This is a genomic window from Hymenobacter coalescens, from assembly GCF_054783195.1.
Map to the genome: position 1 here is coordinate 141492 of NZ_BAAGRA010000001.1, position 19763 is coordinate 161254.

The following is a 19763-nucleotide window of genomic DNA, read 5'->3' on the forward strand; positions in this document are numbered from 1 at the left end:
GAAAGGCAAAAACGCCGAGTGAGCCGCAAGGCTCAAACTTCTTCACCAAACCCCTTACCTGTTTTCATGAAGAAACTGCCCGTTTACCTGAGCCTGGCGCTGGCCGTAGTTGGTCTGGCATCGTGTGAGAAAGAACTAGAGGAAGTAGCCCAGCCGTCGATCAAGACGGAGGCCGCAGCTCAGCAAACCCCGCAGCAACTCCTGGCCGCCGGCCAGTGGCACATGACGGAGCTGACGACGACCAGCCAGCCCGCTGACGCCGCCCAACCCATCACCACCAGCATCTACGGTCAGCTGAAGTCGTCGATGCGCGACAACCTGACCCAGTTTACCGCCGATGGCCGCTACGTGCAGGACGAAGGCGCGACCAAAATCAACCCGGCCATGCCTCAGCAGAAGTCGGGCTCCTTTCAGCTGAGCGAAGACGCCAAAACGCTGACCGTGAAGCTGCCCGACAGCGAGCGGACGTTCTCGGTGGAAGAAATTTCGGCCAGCACGCTGCGCCTGAAGACGACCTCCGGCGAAGGCGCAGCTGCCGTGACCTACGTGAGCACCTTTAAGCACTAAGCGGCTCTCCAATTTCCAAAGTCCCGCTGGCTCCACCCAGTGGGTACGCCCGGCCGCCCTGCGGTCGGGCGTTTTGGCGTTGGGGCCCGCGCGGCAGCCGGGCGCAAGCGGCCCAACGCCAAAACGCCCGTCCGCCTCACCAGAAACGTAGGTGAGGCGGACGGTGCGTTGTTGACCAGAAGGAAATCAGCAGCAGGCTATCAGAGGGCAGCCGCGGCAATGCCTGCTCGCAGCCGGCGCTGTACCTGCGGCAGGGCGCCGTGAAGCTGATCCAGGGAATCAATGACGAAGTAATCGGTCTGGAACACATCCTTGCGGAAGGCCATGTCTAGGACCGCCTCGGTGCTGAAGGCGTGGCGGCGGGGCTCCGTGCTCAGGCTGTAGCGCGTTTCGCCAGCCGAGGAGAGGATGCCGGCACCGTAGATGCGCGCCTGCTGGCTGCCGGCGTCGCGGATCAGGCCGAACTCTACCGTGAACCAGTACAGGCGGGCCAGCAGCTCCACGGCGGCCGGGTCGGAGGCGTGCAGGGTGCCGATGTGACCGAGCTGGTGCAGGAAGCGGCAAAAGGCCGCGTTGGTGAGCAGCGGCACGTGGCCAAAGACGTCGTGGAACATGTCGGGCTCCTCCAGGTAATCCAGTTCCGAGAGCTTGCGCAGCCACGTGGTGGCGGGAAACTTGCGGGCGGCCAGCAGGCCGAAAAACACCGCGTCGTCGACGATGCCGGGCACGGCCACTAGTTCCCAGCCGGTGAGGCGGCGCAGCACCTGGTTGGTGTGGCGAAAGTCCGGAATGCAGTCGGCGGTGAAGCCGATGCGGGCCAGGCCTTCCATGAATTCCGGCGCGGCGCGGCCGGGCAAAGCTTGGAGCTGGCGCTCGAAGAGCAGCTGCCACACGTGGCGGTCTTCGGCGGTGTACTGGTCGTAGTGCTGTTGGAGGGGAGTCGTCATGGCTGACAAAAAGTAGAAAGGGGTGAAAACAAAAAGCCCCTCTCCGGCTATCGGAGAGGGGCGGGTATGAAGCGGTTCCTGGGGAGACGTTACGTCGTCTGCTCGGGTGCCGTCGCGCATACACGACCACTGCCGAAGCCGGTGGGCTGGCAGGTCGGGTAATAATAATACGGCGACGCGAGGCGGGTGAGCATAGGGCAAAGATGCGAAAGTTTCGGCAAGAAGCAACGGCCGGGGCAGGGCTGCCGGGATTATCAGGCTGGGTACGGCGGGTGGTTTTGCTCCTGGTTGTTTTCGCGCTCGGCCTTGCGGGTAAGCGTAGTAATCCACGACTCGGTCACGGCCGATTCGCTTTCGAAGCCGCGGCGGCGGGCGTCGCCGGCCGGGCCGGTGGCGTCGGGCAGGGCGCGGTTGACCCAGCTCATCAGGTTGGCCACGGTACCGGGCGCCACGCCGTGCAGCAGGGCAATCAGCTTGGCCGGCACCCCCAGAATCAGCTCGGCGTCGCCGCGACGGGCGGCATTCCATATCTGCCGGGCGGCGTAGCCGGCACTGACGGTGAGGGCCGGTAGCGAATCGGACACCATAAACCAGGCAAACTCGAGCACGTGCTGCCCTTTCACCACCGCGTGGCGGGCCGAGCCGGTGCGCATCAGGCCCGGGCACACGGTGGTCACGTACACGCCGTAGCGCAGCAGCTCGGCCCGGAAGCCCTCGGAAAGGCCCACCAGGGCAAATTTGCTGGCGCAGTAGGGCGCCAGGTGCGGCACCGATACCTTGCCGCCAATGGAGGCGATGTTGATGATGCGGCCCTCACGGCGTTTTTTCATCTCGGGCAGCACCGCGTACATGGCGTGCAGCGCGGCCCAGAAGTGGATGTCCATCGTCTCCTGGTAGTCGCGCACGTCCATGTGCTCCAGCGGGCCGCCGGTGATGATGCCCGCGTTGTTGATGAGCACGTCGATGGGGCCCAGCTGCTGGCGCACTTCGGCCACCAGGGTGCGCACGGTGGTTTCGTCGCTCAGGTCGCGCGCGAAGGTGAGCACGGTGCCGTCGGCGGCCAGCTCCTGGCGCGCGCGCTCCAGCTCGTCGGCGTCGCGGGCGCAAATAGCCACTTTGGCGCCTTCGGCCACGGCCTGCCGGGCCAGCACCAGACCCAGGCCGCGCGAGCCGCCGGTGATGAGGACCACGCGGCCGCGCAGGTCGTAGGAGCCGCGGCGGTTGGCCCAGAGCGCGGCGGCGGCCACGGCGGCGCCGATGCCGGCGGCCTTCAGCCAAGTAGTTCGGGAGGAGGGCTGCTTCATGCCTTCTTCTATTGCGGCCGGGCCGGAAAGGTTACACGCATTCCGCGAAATGCCGGGCGGCCGGGGAATATTCCCGCTTCCGGCGGCGTTAGGGCACCACGGAGCAGACTGGCACGCTATTTTCGTGCGGCCGCTGACCGGCGCTGCCCCGCGGGCGGCGCTTTCGCTGAATTCCCCGACATGAACACTCTTCCCAAAACCTTTGTGCTGGCCGGCTTGCTGCTGGCCGCGCCCGCTGCCTGGGCCCAGACGACCACCGTCAAAACCAAAATCAAGACGAATGCGCCCGCCGCTGCGGGCAAACCCCAGGCGGCCGCGCCCGAAGTAAAAATCGACGAGGCCAAGATTCAGGCCCAGGCCGTGAGCTTGACCCAGAACCTGAAGCAGGCCCTGGGCCTGACGCCCCAGCAGGAGGTGAAAGTCCTGGAAATCAACCAGCGCAGCATCCGGCAGGTAGAAGTGGCCCGCCAGCAGCACCGCACCGATCTGCGCAAGCTCAACGGCATCGTGGAGGAAATCGGCCAGGCCCGCCTCACGTTCCTCAAGGATGTACTGTCGCCGGCCCAGTTCAACAAGTACCAGCAGGCCCGCGAGAAGAAGATGGGCGTGCCGAATGTGCAGGGCAATCAGGGCAACGCCGTGCCCGGCCTGCCGCCCGGCCGCGGCGAGGAATAAGCTGGGAGGCAGTGCTGCCGGGGGCGGCGGGCCAACTGACCGTCTCAAAACGCGAACCAGTTCGGGTCGGGCCCGAACTGGTTCGCGTTTTTGGGTACTGAGGTAGCTGGTCCGGCCACCGGGTTCGGCCCGTCGGCAGCCGCGTGGGCCGGGCCGGCTACTGGGTTCAGCGCGGAGGCTGCCGCGCCAGCCACCCTGGTCATCTGGTTTGGTGGGGTGGTCCGGCCGGCGGGTACCACAGCGGCCCCGCCGGCCGGACCACCCCGCCGCTCATGCCCGCAGCGTCTCGTAGCCCAGCTTCAGGATGATGCCGCCGACCACCACCAGAAACAGCCCCCGCACAAAGCCCACGCCCTGCTTTAGGGCCAGGCGGGCGCCTAGCGTGGAGCCGACCATGTTGCAGGCGGCCATGGGCAGGGCCACCTGCCAGAGAATGTGGCCGGTGTAGGCGAAATAGGCCAGCGCCGTCAGGTTGGTAGCCACGTTGACCACCTTGGCCGAGGCCGAGGCGCTCAGGAAGTCGTAGCCGAACAGCCCCACGAAGGCGAAGAGCAGAAACGAGCCGGTGCCGGGCCCGAAAAAGCCGTCGTAGAAACCGATGATCAGGCCGATAAGCGCGCCGTAGACGGGTTCCTTCTGCTCGGAAAGGCGCGGGGCGTGCAGGGAGCCGAAATCCTTGCGCCAGAACGTGTAGATGGCAATGACCACCAGCAGCCCGAGCACCAGCGGCCGCAGCAGCTCGGCGGGCAGCAGGCTGACCACCCGGGCCCCCAGAAACGAAAATACCCCGGCCGTGACGGCCGCCGCGCCCACAGCCGGCCAGCGGATGGGCACCTGCCCCAGGTAGCGCCGCAGCGCCGCGGCCGTGCCCGCCACCGAGGACACCTTGCCCGTGCCGAGCACCGTGGGCACCGGCACGCCCTTGAGCAGCAGCAGCATGGCCGGCAGCTGAATCAGCCCGCCGCCGCCCACGATGGCGTCCACAAAACCGGCCAGAAAAGCAAAGGCGCAGAGCAGCGCCAGCGTCGCGTCGAGAAACTCCATAAGCACCGCAAAGCTACCCCGCCGCGACCAATACGGGATAACCTTCGAGGCGCAGGCCCGCGGCCGGGCGCAACTTTGGCTGCTTATTTTTCCGCCGCCCGGGCCCGCTTCTGCGTTAGCGGGTAGCGCGGCTGCGCCGTTTTGCCCCGGTCCCTTATCTGCCTCGATGACGCCCCCCCTCACCCACCGCGAACGACTGCTCACCCTGGCCGGCGTGCTGCTGGCCATGTTTCTCGGCGCCCTCGACCAAACCATCGTCTCCACCGCGCTGCCGCGCATCGTGCGCGATTTGCAGGGGCTGGAGCGCTTCACCTGGGTGGCCACGGCCTACCTGGCGGCCAGCACGGCGCTGGTGCCCATCTACGGCAAGCTGGCCGATACTTACCCGCGGCGCAGCATCGAAATCGGGGCCGTATCGGTATTTCTGCTCGGCTCGGTGCTGTGCGGGCTGGCCGGCGAGTTTGGCCCGCTGCCGCTGCTCGGCGACGGGATGAGCCAGCTCATCATTTTCCGGGCCGTGCAGGGAGTGGGCGGCGCGGGCCTCTTTGCCCTGGCCTTCATCATCATTGCTGATTTATTTCCGCCCGCCGAGCGCGGCCGCTACCAGGGCTTCGTGGGGGCGGTGTTCGGCATATCCTCGGTGCTCGGGCCCTTCCTGGGCGGCCTGCTCACCGACCTGGGCGACAACCTGATTCCGGGCGTGGCGGGCTGGCGGCTGGTGTTTTACGTGAACGTGCCGCTGGGCGCGCTGGCCCTGTGGTTTATCCTCACCAGCATGCCGCCGCTGCGCCCCGCCACCCGCGGCGCCCGCCTCGACTGGCTTTCGGCCGCGCTGCTGGTGGGCGGCGTGGGGGCGCTGGTGGTAGCCCTGCAGCTCAACAAAACCGCCTACCCCTGGACCTCCGCCCCCACCCTGGGGCTGCTGGCTGGGGCGCTGGCGCTGCTGGGCCTGTTCGTGCACCGCTCCCTGCGCATCGAGCACCCCGTCCTGGACTTTGCGCTGTTCCGCAACCCCGTGTTTCGGGCCGCCAACGCCGCGCTGTTTCTGCTCGGCGGCACCTTCCTGAGCCTGATCATCTTCGAGCCGTTGTTCATGGTGAACGTGCTCGGCACCTCGGCCACCCGCGCCGGCATGAGCCTGATTCCGCTGTCCTTGGGCGTGGTGGCGGGCTCCAACGTGGCCGGACAGCTCGTGTCGCGGCGGGGCGGGCGCTACCGCCGCTGGATGCTGCTGGGCGGGGCCGTGCTGCTGCTGGGCCTGGGGCTGATGACCACGCTCTCGGCCACCACCTCCTACGGGCAGGTGCTGCTGTACCTGTTTGTGTGCGGGCTGGGGCTGGGGCCCAGCATGCCGCTCTACACCCTGGCCGTGCAGAACGCCACCGAGCCGCGGCTGCTGGGGCAGGCCACCTCGGCCAGTCAGTTTTTCCGGCAGGTGGGCGGCGTGGTGGCCGCGGCCCTGCTTGGGACCATTCTTACCCTGAGCCTGGCGCGGGCCCTGCCCACGACCGGGCCGGCGGCCGCGCCGGCGGTAGTGGGCGAAGGCCCGGCGCTGCCGGCCGCCGTGGCGGCCGGCGGCCGGCCCAGCCCGGCGGTGCAGCAGGCCTTTATCAGCGCCATCACGCGCATTTACCTGCTGACCATGGGGCTGGTGGTGCTCGGGCTGGGGGCCACCGCACTCATTCCGGAGCTGCCGCTGCGCAAAACCAACGCCGCGGGCCCACCCGTACTGGCCGAGTAAGCTGATGTCACGCTGACCGGGGCGCCCTCGAAGCATAGCGAATCAGGCAAAAATCAGGTAAGATGCCTCCAGCGCTACTCCACCAGCAGACGCTGGGTGCGGCCGGCGGCGCGCACCAGGTACACGCCGGCGGGCAAGGTAGCGGGCAGCGCCAAGCGCAGCACCCCGCCGCCGGCCGGTGCCGCGCCCGCGGCCACGGCCCGGCCCAGCGCGTCGTACACTTGCACGGTCGAGCCCGGCGGCAAGCCGCTGAGGTCCACGTAGGCGCGGGCCGGGTTGGGGAATACGGCAAAGGCGCGGGCACGCGTGGCGCCGGCCGCGGCCAGCGCCGCCGGGCCCAGCCGGGCCAGAAAGCCCGTGCCGATGGCCAGGCTGCCGCTGGCCCGCGGGTTGCCCGGCAGGTTGAACGGACCGAAGTCGGCCGTGGCCTCGGTGAAGGTGCCGCCCAGGTAGAGGCGCTCCGCCCCGTCGTCCAGCAGGGCGTTGGCACTGCCCCCGGCGCGCAGCACCCACTGCCAGGCGCCGTTAGTGTCGAAGCGGACCAGGGCCGTGTTGCGCCCGCCGGCGCTGCTCAGGCTGGTGGGGCCGAACGCGGCCGTGCGCTCGAAGGTGACGGCCGCCGTGACATGGCCGAAGCCGTCGACGGCCAGCGCGCCGGCCCCGTCGTTGCCCGGGCCGCTGCTTTGGTGGGCCCAGCGCCAGGCGCCGAGCGAGTCGAGCTGGGCCACGAACCCGTCGCCGGGCAGGTAGCCGTCCAGGTCGGCCGGGCCGGTGGCACCCAGCGAGGCCACGGCGCCGAAGCGCAGGTCGGGGCTAACAAAAGTTCCGGCGATGGTCACGCGTCCCTGCCCGTCCACGACGATGGCGCCGCCACTGGCCCCGCCGCGAATGTTGCGACCGGCGTCGCCCGCCGTGGCCCAGCGCCAGGTGCGGTTCGGCGCCAGCTTGGCCACGAAAGGCTTGCTCATGCTACCCGGTGCCGACAGCGTGAGGGAACCGAATGCGCTGGAAGTGCCATCGTACATTCCGGTCAAATAAAGGGCTCCTTGTGAGTCACACGTCATGTCAGACACGTTGTCGTTGCCCAGTCCACCCGCTTTCATGACGTCCAGCCAAGCCCCCGTAGATGCGTCAATGCGGGCTAGGAATATGTCGGTCAGAAAGTCACTTCGGGTGTAGTAGTTGGTCAGCGTCGCGGGGCCGAAGTCGGCCGTGACGCTGGCGAACGTGCCGGCGGCGTGCAGCGTGGTGCCCACCAGGGCCAGGCCCGTCACGTACTCGCCGCCGGTGCCGCCGGCGCGGCGGGCCCAGAGCCAGTTTCCATTGGCGTCGAGCTTGGCCACGAAGGCCTCGGGCTGGTTGCTGGAGTTGTTGAGCGTGCGCGGGCCCAGCTGCAGCTGCGCGCTGCGGAACCAGCCGCCCACGTACGCGTGGCCGGCCGCGTCCACCTGCAGGCTCAGCGCCCCGTCCTCGCCCGCGCCGCCGGCCGGCGCCGCCCACAGCCAGGTGCCGTTGGCGTCGAGGCAGCCCACATACGCGTCCTGGCCGCCGGCGCTGGTGAGCGTCGTGGGGCCGAACTGCACGGTGCCGCTGAACGTGCCGGCCACGTACTGCCGGCCCTGCGCGCCCAGCACCAGGGCGCGCACGCTGCTGTTGCCCAGCCCCGCCGGGGCCGCCCCGATGACCTGCGCCCGCTCAAACACGGGCGGCGCCTGCCCTTGCGCGACCAGCGGCAGCCCGCCCAGCAGCGGCGCGGCCAGAAAACGGATAGCAAGCCGGCGAAAACGCGGGTACAGAATTGGGGTACGCATAGCAGCCGTTCTAGAATTCAATACGGAGTTGTGTGGCGCGGCCGGTAAGTCACTGTTCAGGCCAGGCACGGGGTATGGGCCCAAGGGCATCAGGCCGCCTATTGACCGCCGACGGCGGTTTCCAGCTTCTGCAGGCGCTGCCGCAGCTGCTCCTTGTCTTTTTCCAGCGCAATCAGGTGCAGGGTCAGCTCTTCCACCTTCTGCAGCAGCACCGCGTTCAGGCTGGCCAGCTCCACGCCGTGCTGCTGCACCTGCGCGGCCGAGGGCACGCCCGGCAGGTGGCGGTAGCGGCGCACAAACTGCTCGGTGTCGCGTAGGGAGGGCAGCCGGTAGCCCGGCGCAAACACGTAATCGGGCCAGGGAGCGGCCTGGGCGCGCACCCACACGCCCCGGGCGCCGATGTCGCCTTCCACGGCCAGCTTCAGGGCCCCCATCTCGCCCAGCGGCACCCCGATGGCCAGCCGGCTGGGCACGCGCAGGGTGCCGTTGTGGGTAAACTGGAAGCTTTGCGTAAAATCCCAAGGGTTGCCGTTCAAGCTCGACTGCGCCACCGGAACCGTCAGGACTTGGTAGGCGGGGGCCAAGTAGAGTGTGCGGCGCTGCTCCTGGGTGGCAGCGTCGGGGTCATCGGGGGTGTGCAGAATCCAGGCGTTTTCGCCGGGGCTCACCACGTCGCCGTGGGTGGTGCCTGCCGCGCCTTTGTTGGGATTCGGCGGACTCAGGGGCGGCAACGGCGTTTGGGCCCGCGCGGCGGCAGTCCAACAGAGCAATGCGGATAGTAGGAGTTTTTGCATAAAGACAGCACGGATTGGAATAGGGCTGGAAGCTAGCTGATTCCTGCACCATTCCAAAAAAGCATTTGGCCAGCAGCCCGGCGCCCAACGACGGCCCGGGCCCACGGCCGCCGTCGGGCGGGTTTGTGCGTATGCGGAGCGTTTGCGTTGTTTACGCCGCCCTATGCCGCCCTCCTCCCCCGCTTCCTCCGGCCGCCTCGCGGCCCTGCTCGGCCGCGCCGGCCTCGACTGGTTTTTCTTCGGCCTGCTGGGCGTGGTGGCCTTGGCCTACCTCGCCCCCGGCCTCGGCAGCGACGCCAGCCCCGTGCCCTGGGGCCCGATAACCACCCTGGGCGTGGCCCTGATTTTCTTTCTCTACGGCCTGCGCCTAAGCCCCGACAAGCTGAAGGCCGGCCTGCGCAACTGGCGCCTGCACGCCCTGGTGCAGCTCACCACCTTCGGGGTATTTCCGCTGCTGGCCCTGGCCGTGCGGCCCTGGTTTCAGGGCGCGGCCCACGACACGCTCTGGGCCAGCGTGTTCTTTTTGTGCGTGCTGCCGAGCACGGTGTCCACCTCGGTGGTGATGGTGAGCATGGCGGGCGGCAACCTGCCCGCGGCCATCTTCAACGCCAGCATCTCCAGCTTGCTGGGCATCGTGCTCACGCCGCTGTGGGTGAGCGTGGTGCTGCACACGGGCGGCAGCGGGCGCCTCGGCGGGCTGGCCGTGGATCTGGCGCTGCAGGTGTTGCTGCCGGTGGTGCTGGGGGTGCTGCTGCACCGGCGCTTCGGGGCCTGGGCCGAGCGCCACAAGGCCGGCCTGCGGGTGTTCGACCAAAGCATCATCCTGCTGATGGTGTACGCCTCGTTCTGCGAGTCGTTTGCGCAGGGCGTGTTCCGGGGCTACGGCGCCGGCACGCTGGCCGTGCTGGCGCTGGGCATGGTGGCGCTGTTCGCGGTGATTTACGGGGTCATCCTCCTGAGCAGCCGCCTGCTCGGTTTCGGCCCCGAAGACCAGATTACGGCCCTGTTCTGCGGGTCGAAAAAGTCGCTGGTGCACGGCACCGTCATGGCCAAGCTGCTCTTCGCGGGCGCGGCGGCCTCGGGCGTGCTGCTGCTGCCTACTATGCTTTACCACGCGCTGCAGATTCTGCTGGCCAGCATCATTGCCCAGGCCATCGGCCGGCGCCGGCCGGTGGGCGCCCCGGCGGCTCGGGGCTGAGCCGGCGCGGGCCCGTGGCCGGCATCGGGCCGGGGTCACATGTACATGCTATTTGGCGGGACAGCGGGCGGCGGTAGGTTTGCGCAATCAAACCCCTGACCTACAATGCCACTCACCTCACATCTTTGCCGGCCCGCAGCGCTCCGGCTCGGCTGGCTACTGCTGCTGCTGGCCCTGGCCCCGGCGGCGCCGGCCCAGCGCTTCTGGCTGACCACCCCGGCCTACCCCGGCGGCCCCAAAGCCGGGCTCCTCGCCTCGGGCGACTCCACACTGCTCACAACCGTAGCGGCGGGCCTGCTGCACTCCACCAACCGGGGCCGCAGCTGGCGCCTGGCCCTGCGTACGCGCTCGGCCCAGCAGCTCTTCGGCACCCGCGCCGGCCTGCTGCTGGCGGGGGGGCGCGGCCAGGTGTTCCGCAGCGCCGACGGCGGCCTGAGCTGGGACTCCGTCGCCCTGCCCACCGTCCACCCCGTAGTGGCCTTCACCGAAACGGGCGGCGGCGGGCTGCTGGCGGGCACAGGCGAGTACGTGGGACCGGGCCAGGAGGTGGGCGACGGGGTGTTCTTTTCGGCCGACCAGGGCCGCACCTGGACGGCACGCAGCAACGGCTTCGGCGCGGGCCGCTTCGTGAACCAGCTGGCCGCCGACCGGCACGGGCGCCTCTACGCCGCCGTGGCCAGCGAAGATCTCGGCCACCAGGCGGGCCTGTACACTTCCGACGACGCGGGCCTGAGCTGGCAGTGGAAGCCCATGCGCATCAACGGCCGCGGGCAGATTTACGATGACATCCTCACCTACGAAGTGTCTACCCTCAGCCTCACACCCCAGGATTCGCTGCTGTGCACCGTCGTCGGCTCGTCGGCGCGGCAGGGCGTGATACTGCGCCTGACCAAGCACCTGCGCGACGTGCCCGACGCCACCCGGCGCTGGACGGTGCGCAAGACCACCGCCGGCGCCATCTGGTGGTACGGCCCAATCACCGGTCCCGTGCACTTCGCCCGCAACGGCGACTGGTACAGCTCGCGCTTCGGCTCGCCCGCCTCGGGCGGCACCCTGCTCTCGCGCGACCAGGGCAGCACCTGGCAGCTCGTGCGCGATGGGCTGGGCCTGAGCGACCAGAACCTGCGCGAGTTCCAGCACTTCGCGGAGTTTGCCGACGGGCGCGTGTTCATGGTACAGTTCATGGATGAGCGCGTGTACCGCACCGAGGCCAGCGTGGTGACGGCCGCCCGGACGGGCCGCCGCCCCGGTGACCCGGTGCTGCAGGTATACCCCAATCCCGCTACCCATATGGTGCAACTGCTCAGCCTCGGCGGGGCCGCCATCCGCGCCGTCCAGGTTACCGACCCGCGCGGCCGCCTCGTGCACGCGTCGGCTCCGCGTGGCACGCCGGGCGAGGCCACTACCCTGAGTCTGGCAGGTGCGGCCGCCGGGGTGTACCTGGTCCACGTCACGCTGGCCGACGGAAGCGTGCTGCGGCAGCGCTTACTGAAGCACTAAGTACCCCGACTGAGCAGACGGCCAGCCACCGTTCACTGCCGACGGCAGCTCAGACCAAGTGACGGACCCGGGCAAAGGTTTCTACTGAAAACAAGGCAGTTACCCAACCACACCGCCCGCCTACTTGCCGACGTCGGCGCTGTTTGGTATTTTTACGGTCCTACCCTTGGCTACTTTCGGTTGCAGATGAAAAAATACCTTCTCCTGTTCGCCCTGCTTCTGGGCCTGGCCGGCGCGGCCGCGGCGCAGGCCCCGAACAAGGATTTGTTTAAGGCCGTGATGAAAAACGACGCCGCAGCCGTGGAAACCCTGCTCGGCGGCGGGGCCGACGCCAACGCCCCCATCGAGGTGATGCCCGGCTTCCGGACGACCTACCTCATCACGGCGGCCACCAACGGCAATTTGAACATTGTCAAGTCGCTGGTGCAGCACAAGGCCCAGGTAAACGCCAAAGACGCCGGCCAGGAAACTGCTCTGGTAGCGGCCGCCACCCAGGGCCACAAGGCCATCGTGGAGTTTCTGCTGCAGAGCGGCGCCGACGTAAAAGCCGCCGACGGCCAGGGCGCCACGCTGCTGGCCGCCGCCAAAGCCAGCGGCAACAAGGAAATCGTTGCCCTGATCGAGCAGAAGCTGAAAGGCTGATCCTCTACGGCAGCAAATCAACCGCGAACGGCCGGGCCAGCAGCCCGGCCGTTTTAGTGGGCCGATACCGCTGCCTGCCGGGATTGGCGGGCAGTACCCCCAAAGCAACCAGCGTTGGCCAACGCTACGGGCAACTGCCGGGCCTCTGCCTGCTACACTTTTCCGCGCTGAACAAAAAAATGTAGCATGACGGACCGCTACAACATTCTGCCTGCTGCAAAACAATGTAGCATTCCGCCATGCTACAAAACCGAGGAACTATGCTAAACTTGTAGCAAGCGCATGGGTCACTAACGGCCGGTGGGCCGGTGGCGTGTCCGACTTTATTCGTAACCACTTTGGAATAACGCAGGAGCGGTTGGCTTCGTGGCTGGGCGTCAACCGGGTGGCGGTGGCGCAGGCCGAAAGCGGGCAGCGCTCCTTGCCGCTGAAACACGGCCTGCAGGAAGCCCGCCTTGCCCTGGCCGCGATGGGGCAGCTGCTGAACCCCGACGGCACCGCCCAGCCCGCCCCGCCCGCGCTGCCGCCCCCGGCCCCCGACCCGGAGCCGCTGCAGCGCCGCCTCGCCGAGTGCCGCTACCAGGCCCGGCGCCTGGAGCGGGAGCTGGCCGGCATGCGGCAGCGGGCCACCCGCCTGGAGCACCGCCTGGCAGCCCTGCCCGCGCTGCGGGCCTACACCGGCACCGTCCGGAACCCCGCCCGCGAGGCCGGCTGGCTGGCCCTGTTCGAAGGCGAAGCCGTGGACGGTCTGCGCGACGACTGCGGCGCGGGCCCCCAGCGCCTGCTGGCGGCGCGCCTGGCCGGCCTGCAGCGGGAAGCCGAACTCCTGCAGGAACTGCTCGACGCGCCGCCACAGCCGTAGCGGGCCGCCACCCAGGGCTTGCCGGCGCCGCCGCGCGGCGCCTTCCGCTTGGGCAAGGTGCTGCTCAGGAAGCCCGCGGTCCGGCCCTTTACCGCCGCAGGTACTGCCCCAGCTCCGAGAGCGAGCGGATGCGCAGGGCCTCGGCCTGCTGGCGGCGCATCAGCAGCGCGTAGGTGTTGTTGAAGCCCAGCGGCGGCAGCCACTGCAGCCCGTAGCGACGCCGGAACTCGCGCTGCACGTACTGAAAGACTGCCGCGGGCCGCCCGCCCAGCGAATCCACGGCGGCGGGCGCGGGCTGCAACAGCACCTGCAGGCCCGTGCCGGTGTACTCCGGGTACATGTCGATGGCACCCGAACGCAGCGCCTCAAAGCAGATGGTGGTGCCGCCCAGGCCCGTCTTGGTTTGCACCGCCAGCGGGGTAGCGCCGCGAATCAGGGCCGCGTACATCTCCACCAGAATGTACTGCTCGGCGAAGATCTTGGAGCCCAGGCGCACCGTGGCGGCCCCGGGCGCTACCGGGCGCGGCGCCCGCCACAGGCCGCGCCGCCGCAAGAAGGCCTCCGCCACGGCGCGGGGCTCCTGGTGCAGGTAGTCCACGCGGTAGTTCAGCTCGGTCATGGCCGAATCGGAAAGCTGGCCGGCCAGCTGATTGAACACCGCCAGCAGCTCGGGGTGGGCCCGCAGCAGCGCCGGCCGCACCACCGGGGCCGCGTAGTAGGGCGGAAACACGCGCCGGTCGTCGCGCAGCACCTGCAGGCCGTAGGCCCGAATGCGCCCGTCGGTGGAGTACCCGTCGATGACGTCCACGTCGCCGTGGCGGGCGGCCTCGTAGACCAGCGCCGGGGCCAGCACCACGCTGGGCAGGCGGCGCAGGCCGTAAGCGCGCTGCAGGCCGGGCAGGCCGTCGGCGCGGCCCACAAACTCGGGGCTGAAGCCGGCCCGCAGCCGCCCGGCCGCCCGCGGCAGCAGGTAGAGGGCCCCCAGCAGCGGCAAGGCCAGCAGCAGGGCCGCCCCCACCCGCTGCAGCCGCCGGGCGCTCAGCCGCTGCAGCCCGGCCAGCATGGCATCGAAGGCCAAGGCCAGCGCAGCGGTGGGCAACGCCCCGGCCAGAATCATGGCGGGGTTGTTCAGGGCAATGCCGCCGAAGATGAACTCGCCCAACCCGCCCGCGGCCACATAGGCCGCCAACGTGGCCACCCCCACCCCGATAACGGTGGCCGTGCGGATGCCGGCAAACAGCACCGGCAGCGCCAGCGGCAGCTCCACGCGGCGCAGCACCTGCCCGTCGGTGAGGCCCAGGCCGCGGGCGGCTTCCACCACGGCCGGGCTCACGCCCTGAATGCCCGCCACGGTGTTGCGGATGATGGGCAGCAGCGAATACAGCAGCAGAGCCACGATGGCCGGCACCGGGCCAATGCCGAGCACGGGAATCAGGAAGCCGAGCAGGGCAATGCTGGGCACCGTTTGCAGCGCCCCGGCCACGCCCAGCACGGCGGGCGCCCAGCGCGGGCGCCGCGTCAGCCACAGGCCCAGCGGCACGCCGAGCAGCACGGCCAGCAAGAGCGCGGCGGCCGTCAGCCCGATGTGCTGCAGGGTTTGCTCGGCCAGCTTACCGGCCTGCAGCTCCCAGAAGGCCCATAGTTCGCTCAGTGTCTTCATCATATGACCAGGTGGTGCAGGACCTGCGCGAAGGCAGTCATCAACAGGCCCGCGTCCTTGCTTTCGTCGGATACGCGTCCGGCGGTGAGGCTTTCCAGCACCTGCTGCACCGGCGTGCCGGCCGGCAGCGTCCCAAAGGCACCGGGTGCGGGCAGAAACGGGCGCAGGTCGGCCAGCGTGAGGGTGCGCAGCTGCAGGGCCAGGCGCTCGGCCGCGAAAAAGTCGCGCACAAACTCGTTGGTGGGCCGAAACAGCAATTCCCGGGGGGTGCCCAGCTGCTGCACGCGGCCGGCGTGGAGCAGCAGGACGCGGTCGGCCAGTTCGAAGGCTTCCGCCACGTCGTGGGTAACGAGCACCACGGTTTTGCCGCGCAGCTCCTCCAGCTCGCGGAACTCGCGGCGGATGCCGGCGCGAATGACGGGGTCGAGGGCGCCGAAGGGTTCGTCGAGCAGCACGATGGGCGGATCGGCGGCCAGGGCGCGGGCCAGCCCCACGCGCTGCTGCTGCCCGCCCGACAATTCGTGCGGAAAGCGCGCCGCGTACTGGGCCGGCGGCAGGTGCAGGCGCTCCAGCAGCTGCCGGGTGCGGGCCTCGACGGTGGCGGGCGCGTGGCCGAGCAGGCGCGGCACCACAGCCACGTTGTCGGCCACGGAGTAGTGCGGCAGCAGGCCCACCTGCTGAATCACGTAGCCCATGCCGCGGCGCAGCGCCTCGGGCCGCTGCCGGCGCACGTCCTGTCCGTTGACTTCCACCCGCCCGGCGTCGGGCTCCACCAAGCGGTTGAGCATCTTGAGCAGGGTGGTTTTGCCGCAGCCGCTCGGGCCCAGCAGCACCAGTGTGTCGCCGACCGGCAGCTCGAAGGACACGTCGTGCACCACGGCGTGGGCGCCGTAGCGCTTCGTCAGGCCGCTGACGCGGATGGCCGGTGGGGAATCAAGGGTAGGCATAGGGCAGGCGGCAAGGTACGGGCGCGGCGGCACTCGCCCGCCATCGAATCCGGTGGGCTTCGGGCCACCCTCCCAGCCCGAAGCGCACCTGTTTCCGCGGCGGTTGGGTAGTATTGCACCTCGCCGCCTATGAGCGTCCACCGGCCTCAACCCTGGAGAGACGCTCTTAGCCCGGCCCCTATCCACCCCAGCTGTTCTTTCGTCTGATGCCCGTTCTTATTCGTTTTGCCTGGCTTCCGCTGCTGCTGCCGGCCCTGGGCAGCTTGCCTTTCCACGACGCCGGCAGCCCGGCTTCCCGCCAAGCACCGGCCGCCAACGGCAACAACATTACCCTGCTGGCCCTGAACCAGCCGCCCTGCGCCACGCCGTCGCGGCAGGCGGTGCTGGTGGCGAAGCTGGCGTACCGCATTGCCGCCGCCGAGCAATCGGAGCAGGGCTTTGCCGTTTCCATCAAGTTTCAGACGACTGAGGCTGGCCGCACGTTCTCCTCGGGGCCGCAGGGGCATGTTTTCGTGGCCCAGGGCAGCGACACGCTCACGCTGCGCTACCCGGTGGCGGCCGTGTGGAACCACCCGCGGCTGAAGCGCCCCCTCACCTGCTACTTCTACCTGCACCGCTACACGGCACCCGGCCGCAGCACCGTCATTGCGCAAACGCCGGCCGTCGTATTCGCCGAGTGCCAGTAGCCCGCGCCATCCCGCCTTACCCAGGCGGGCATTCGGGGTGGCCTAGCCGCCACTCCGGACACGGCCACCGTCGGCCGTACCGGGTACTGCGCTAGGTTTCACGCGGCCGCCTGCTTCAAATACCTAAGCGACAAAGCCATTACCGCGGCTGCGCCCCTGAAACGGCCCTACTATGCCCACCGCCCTGCAGAGCGCGCCCGCCCGATGGAAACAACGGTGAGCGGGTAGAGCGGTAGCGTGGCTGAACTGGCCCCAGCCGGCTTCACGCGGCAGCGAACTACTCCACCACCTGGTTTTCCAGCTTGCGGCTCACCGCGCCGCCGATGGGTAGCAAGGGCTGCATCAGGCGGATGACGAGGCCCGTCCAGCCGGTCTGGTGGCTGGCGCCGAGGCCGTGGCCGTCGTCGCCGTGAAAGTACTCGTGGAAGAGCAGGTAGTCGCGGAAGTGCGGGTCGCGCTGCAGCAGCTCGTACTGGCCGAAGGCGGGCCGGCGGCCGGCTGCGTCGCGGCGGAAGATGGCAGTGAGGCGCCCGGCCAAGGCATTGGCCACTTCGTTCAGCGTCAGGCGCTTGCCTGAGCCGGTGGGGTATTCTATCGTGAACGAGTCGCCGTAGTAGTTGTGGAAGCGCTGCAACGACTCGATGATGAGGTAGTTGATGGGAAACCACACCGGGCCGCGCCAGTTGCTGTTGCCGCCGAACAGGTCCGACTCCGACTCGCCCGGCTCGTAGCGCACCGTGAAATCCGCCTCGGGCGTGTTGTACACGTAAGGGTGCTCCAGGTGGTGGCGCGAGAGGGCGCGGATGCCGTAATCGGAAAGGAATTCCGATTCGTCGAGCATGCGGCTGAGCAGTTTTTCCAGGCGGTGGCGGCGCAGCAGGCTCAGCAGGTGCCGCTCGCCCTTGCCCGGCTCCTGCCAGCGCGACACCAGGGCCGCCAGGTGCGGGCGGTGCTCCAGAAACCAGCGCAGCCGGCGCGAAAAGTCGGGCATGGCCGCCAGCAGCTCGTCGTCGAGCACTTCCACGGCGAAGAGGGGAATCAGGCCCACGATGGAACGTACCTTGAGCATGATGCGCTCATCGTCGGGCAAGTGGAGCACGTCGTAGAAGAACTGATCTTCTTCGTCCCAGAGGTTGAACGACCCGTCGCCGGCCTTGGTCATGGCCTCCACGATGTAGAGGAAGTGTTCGAAAAACTTGCCGGCAATGTCCTGGTACACCGGGTTGGTTTTGGCCAGCTCCAGGGCCATGCGCATCAGGTTCAGCGCGTACATGGCCATCCAGCTCGTGCCGTCGGCCTGCTCGATGTAGCCGCCGGTGGGCAGCGGCGAGGAGCGGTCGAACACGCCGATGTTGTCCAGGCCCAGGAAGCCGCCCTCGAAGATGTTGTGGTTGTTGCGGTCCTTGCGGTTCACCCACCAGGTGAAGTTCAGCATCAGCCGGTGAAACACGGATTCCAAAAAGGCCGTGTCGCCCTGCCCGCCCTGCAGCTTTTTGTCCATCTGGAACACGCGCCAGGTGGCCCAGGCGTGCACGGGCGGGTTCACGTCGGAGAAGTTCCACTCGTAGGCCGGCAGCTGCCCGTTCGGGTGCATGTAGGAGTCGCGGGTAAGCAGCCGGAGCTGGTTTTTGGCGAATTCCGCGTCCACCACGGCCAGCGGCACGCAGTGGAAGGCTAGGTCCCAGGCCGCGTACCAGGGGTACTCCCACTTGTCCGGCATCGAAACGATGTCGGCGTTGTGCAGGTGGCGCCAGTGGGCGTTGCGCGCCTGCCGGCGCTCGGCCGGCGGCGTAAACACGCCCGGGTCGCCCTGCAGCCACTGGGCCACGTCGTAGTGGTAGAACTGCTTGCTCCAAAGCATGCCCGCCAGCGCCTGCCGGTGAATGTTGCGCGTGTCGGCATCGGGCAGTTGGTCCTGCAGGCAGTCGTAGAAGTCGTCGGCTTCGGCCAAGCGCCGGGCAAACACTTCGTCGAAGTCGGCGAAGGGCTCGGCCAGCTCGGCCAGGCTCAGGCGCAGGCACACCTGCTGCGCGGCGCCGGGGGCCAGCGCCAGGGCGTAGCGGGCGGCGGCCTTGGTGCCGCGCTGGGCGGGGTTCACGGCCTGGCGGTCATCCAGCACCACGCAATCATTGATGCCGTCCTTGAAAAACTGGTCCGGGGCGGCCTCGAGCTCGTAGAGCACGGTGCCGTTGGTGTCGTTGTCGCAGAAGAGCAGCTCCGGGTTGTCGGCGCAGTACAGGTGGTAGCGGCCCAGGTCGCGGTGCTCGGCCTGCACCACGCCGGGCGCGGCGGCGCGCAGCTCGGGGCGGTAGGCGTCGTAGCCCCAGCTCCAAGTGTTGCGAAACCACAGCTGCGGCAGCAGCTGCAGGCGCGCCGTTTTGGGCCCGCGGTTGTGCACCGTGATGCGGATCAGCAGGTCGTCGGGGCCGGCCTTGGCGTATTCCATGAACACGTCGAAGTAGCGGCCCTGGTTGAAAATGCCCGTGTCCAGCAGCTCGTACTCCGGCTCCTGCCGGGTGCGCTTGGCGCTTTCCTGCACCAGCCGCTGGTACGGAAACGCCCGCTGAGGGTACTTGTAGAGCATTTTCATGTACGAGTGCGTGGGCGTGCTGTCCAGGTAGTAGTAGCACTCCTTCACGTCCTCGCCGTGGTTGCCCTGCCCGTTGGTGAGGCCGAACAGGCGCTCCTTCAGGAAGGGGTCGTTGCCGTTCCAGAGGGCCACGCCGAAGCACAGCAGCTGCCGGTCGTCGGAGATGCCGCCCAGGCCTTCCTCGCCCCAGCGGTAGGCGTAGCTGCGGGCCATGTGGTGCGAGACGAAATTCCAGGCGTCGCCGCCAGCGCTGTAGTCTTCGCGCACGGTGCCCCACTGGCGTTCGGTGAGGTAAGGGCCGAATTTCTGCCAAGCCGCGGTTTGTGCTTTGGTTTCAGCCAGGCGTAATTGTTCCTGCGTCATGTATGGTATGGCAAAGCACCGGCCGGCGCCGGCGCCGAAGCATCGAAGTGAAGAAAAGTGACGCGCCGCGGTAGTAGTTGTGAAATCCCATTTTCAGAGTCCCGGAATTTTTTCCGCTTGCGCGCCTGTGAAGGCCTTATACGAGAGCCACCACCCAGATTGTTAGGCCACTACGTGGCCCCGACTACCCCGCCGAGTTGCGCAAACGTTTGCAACGCGCAGCTTTCCGGAGTACCAAGGCGCCACCAAAACCGGGCCAGCCCCTTGCCCCCGCCGGCCAGCCCCCCGGTCAAACCGCTAATAGGCAAAGCGTAAGCCCCGGGAGGCGTGCCCGAGGTGCGCGAGTGGGTGGCCCGCGCACCGGGGGCGAACCACCGTAATGGCCGAAACGAATAATTAAGTATTTACCGCGCTGAAACTTTTGGAACTATA

16 protein-coding genes are annotated in these 19763 nt (G+C 68.5%); 8 read left to right on the plus strand and 8 right to left on the minus strand.

Annotated elements, in window-relative coordinates:
* Nucleotides 1-66: 66 nt before the first annotated feature.
* Nucleotides 67-567 carry a hypothetical protein gene (locus tag ACYVKQ_RS00645; protein WP_460574567.1) on the plus strand — a complete coding sequence of 167 codons (501 nt, stop codon included), beginning with the start codon at nucleotides 67-69 and terminating at the stop codon, nucleotides 565-567.
* Nucleotides 568-767: 200 nt separating this feature from the next.
* Here ACYVKQ_RS00645 and phhA read toward each other — a convergent pair whose 3' ends face one another.
* Nucleotides 768-1514: a phenylalanine 4-monooxygenase gene (phhA, locus tag ACYVKQ_RS00650; protein WP_460574569.1), complete on the minus strand. Its 747-nt coding sequence runs from the start codon at nucleotides 1512-1514 to the stop codon at nucleotides 768-770.
* A gap of 254 nt (nucleotides 1515-1768) precedes the next feature.
* A complete protein-coding gene (locus tag ACYVKQ_RS00655; protein WP_460574571.1) occupies nucleotides 1769-2818 on the minus strand; it encodes an SDR family NAD(P)-dependent oxidoreductase in 1050 nt (349 codons plus the stop codon).
* A gap of 180 nt (nucleotides 2819-2998) precedes the next feature.
* Between ACYVKQ_RS00655 and ACYVKQ_RS00660 the strand changes: the two genes are divergently transcribed.
* A complete protein-coding gene (locus ACYVKQ_RS00660; RefSeq protein WP_460574573.1) occupies nucleotides 2999-3493 on the plus strand; it encodes a hypothetical protein in 495 nt (164 codons plus the stop codon).
* A gap of 270 nt (nucleotides 3494-3763) precedes the next feature.
* On the opposite strand, the gene ACYVKQ_RS00665 is transcribed toward ACYVKQ_RS00660, so the two are convergent.
* A complete protein-coding gene (locus ACYVKQ_RS00665) occupies nucleotides 3764-4537 on the minus strand; it encodes a sulfite exporter TauE/SafE family protein (RefSeq protein WP_460574575.1) in 774 nt (257 codons plus the stop codon).
* A gap of 166 nt (nucleotides 4538-4703) precedes the next feature.
* Here ACYVKQ_RS00665 and ACYVKQ_RS00670 point away from each other — a divergent pair, with 166 nt between their 5' ends.
* Nucleotides 4704-6278: an MDR family MFS transporter gene (locus tag ACYVKQ_RS00670; RefSeq protein WP_460574577.1), complete on the plus strand. Its 1575-nt coding sequence runs from the start codon at nucleotides 4704-4706 to the stop codon at nucleotides 6276-6278.
* Between the two features lie 74 nt (nucleotides 6279-6352).
* Here ACYVKQ_RS00670 and ACYVKQ_RS00675 read toward each other — a convergent pair whose 3' ends face one another.
* Together ACYVKQ_RS00675 and ACYVKQ_RS00680 are read right to left on the minus strand one after the other, a co-directional pair.
* Nucleotides 6353-8089: a T9SS type A sorting domain-containing protein gene (locus ACYVKQ_RS00675; RefSeq protein WP_460574579.1), complete on the minus strand. Its 1737-nt coding sequence runs from the start codon at nucleotides 8087-8089 to the stop codon at nucleotides 6353-6355.
* A 98-nt stretch (nucleotides 8090-8187) separates the two neighbouring features.
* Nucleotides 8188-8883, minus strand: coding sequence for a hypothetical protein (locus tag ACYVKQ_RS00680; RefSeq protein WP_460574581.1), 696 nt, complete (start codon nucleotides 8881-8883; stop codon nucleotides 8188-8190).
* Nucleotides 8884-9046: 163 nt separating this feature from the next.
* On the opposite strand from ACYVKQ_RS00680, the gene ACYVKQ_RS00685 reads away from it, so the two are divergent.
* The 4 genes from ACYVKQ_RS00685 (at nucleotide 9047) to ACYVKQ_RS00700 (ending at nucleotide 13085) form a co-directional block, all read left to right on the plus strand.
* On the plus strand, nucleotides 9047-10081 hold the full coding sequence (locus ACYVKQ_RS00685) for a bile acid:sodium symporter family protein (RefSeq protein WP_460574583.1): 1035 nt from the start codon (nucleotides 9047-9049) through the stop codon (nucleotides 10079-10081).
* 105 nt (nucleotides 10082-10186) lie between these two features.
* A complete protein-coding gene (locus ACYVKQ_RS00690) occupies nucleotides 10187-11581 on the plus strand; it encodes a T9SS type A sorting domain-containing protein (RefSeq protein WP_460574585.1) in 1395 nt (464 codons plus the stop codon).
* A 186-nt stretch (nucleotides 11582-11767) separates the two neighbouring features.
* Complete coding sequence (locus tag ACYVKQ_RS00695; protein WP_460574587.1) at nucleotides 11768-12223, plus strand: ankyrin repeat domain-containing protein; 456 nt, start codon at nucleotides 11768-11770, stop codon at nucleotides 12221-12223.
* A gap of 313 nt (nucleotides 12224-12536) precedes the next feature.
* A complete protein-coding gene (locus tag ACYVKQ_RS00700; protein ID WP_460574589.1) occupies nucleotides 12537-13085 on the plus strand; it encodes a hypothetical protein in 549 nt (182 codons plus the stop codon).
* A gap of 88 nt (nucleotides 13086-13173) precedes the next feature.
* Here ACYVKQ_RS00700 and ACYVKQ_RS00705 read toward each other — a convergent pair whose 3' ends face one another.
* Both ACYVKQ_RS00705 and ACYVKQ_RS00710 read right to left on the minus strand, forming a co-directional pair.
* Entirely contained in the window at nucleotides 13174-14745 is a 1572-nt protein-coding gene (locus tag ACYVKQ_RS00705; RefSeq protein ID WP_460574753.1) for an ABC transporter permease/substrate-binding protein, read from the minus strand.
* The gene (locus ACYVKQ_RS00710) at nucleotides 14745-15692 is read right to left on the minus strand and encodes an ABC transporter ATP-binding protein (RefSeq protein WP_460574590.1); all 948 of its coding nucleotides are present in this window, start codon (nucleotides 15690-15692) and stop codon (nucleotides 14745-14747) included. The genes ACYVKQ_RS00705 and ACYVKQ_RS00710 overlap by 1 nt, the downstream gene beginning before the upstream one ends.
* Nucleotides 15693-15898: 206 nt before the next feature.
* Between ACYVKQ_RS00710 and ACYVKQ_RS00715 the strand changes: the two genes are divergently transcribed.
* Entirely contained in the window at nucleotides 15899-16378 is a 480-nt protein-coding gene (locus ACYVKQ_RS00715; RefSeq protein ID WP_460574591.1) for a hypothetical protein, read from the plus strand.
* Between the two features lie 277 nt (nucleotides 16379-16655).
* Here the strand turns inward: ACYVKQ_RS00715 and ACYVKQ_RS00720 are convergent, their stop codons facing one another.
* Entirely contained in the window at nucleotides 16656-19331 is a 2676-nt protein-coding gene (locus ACYVKQ_RS00720) for a glucosidase family protein (protein WP_460574593.1), read from the minus strand.
* Nucleotides 19332-19763: the final 432 nt, after the last annotated feature.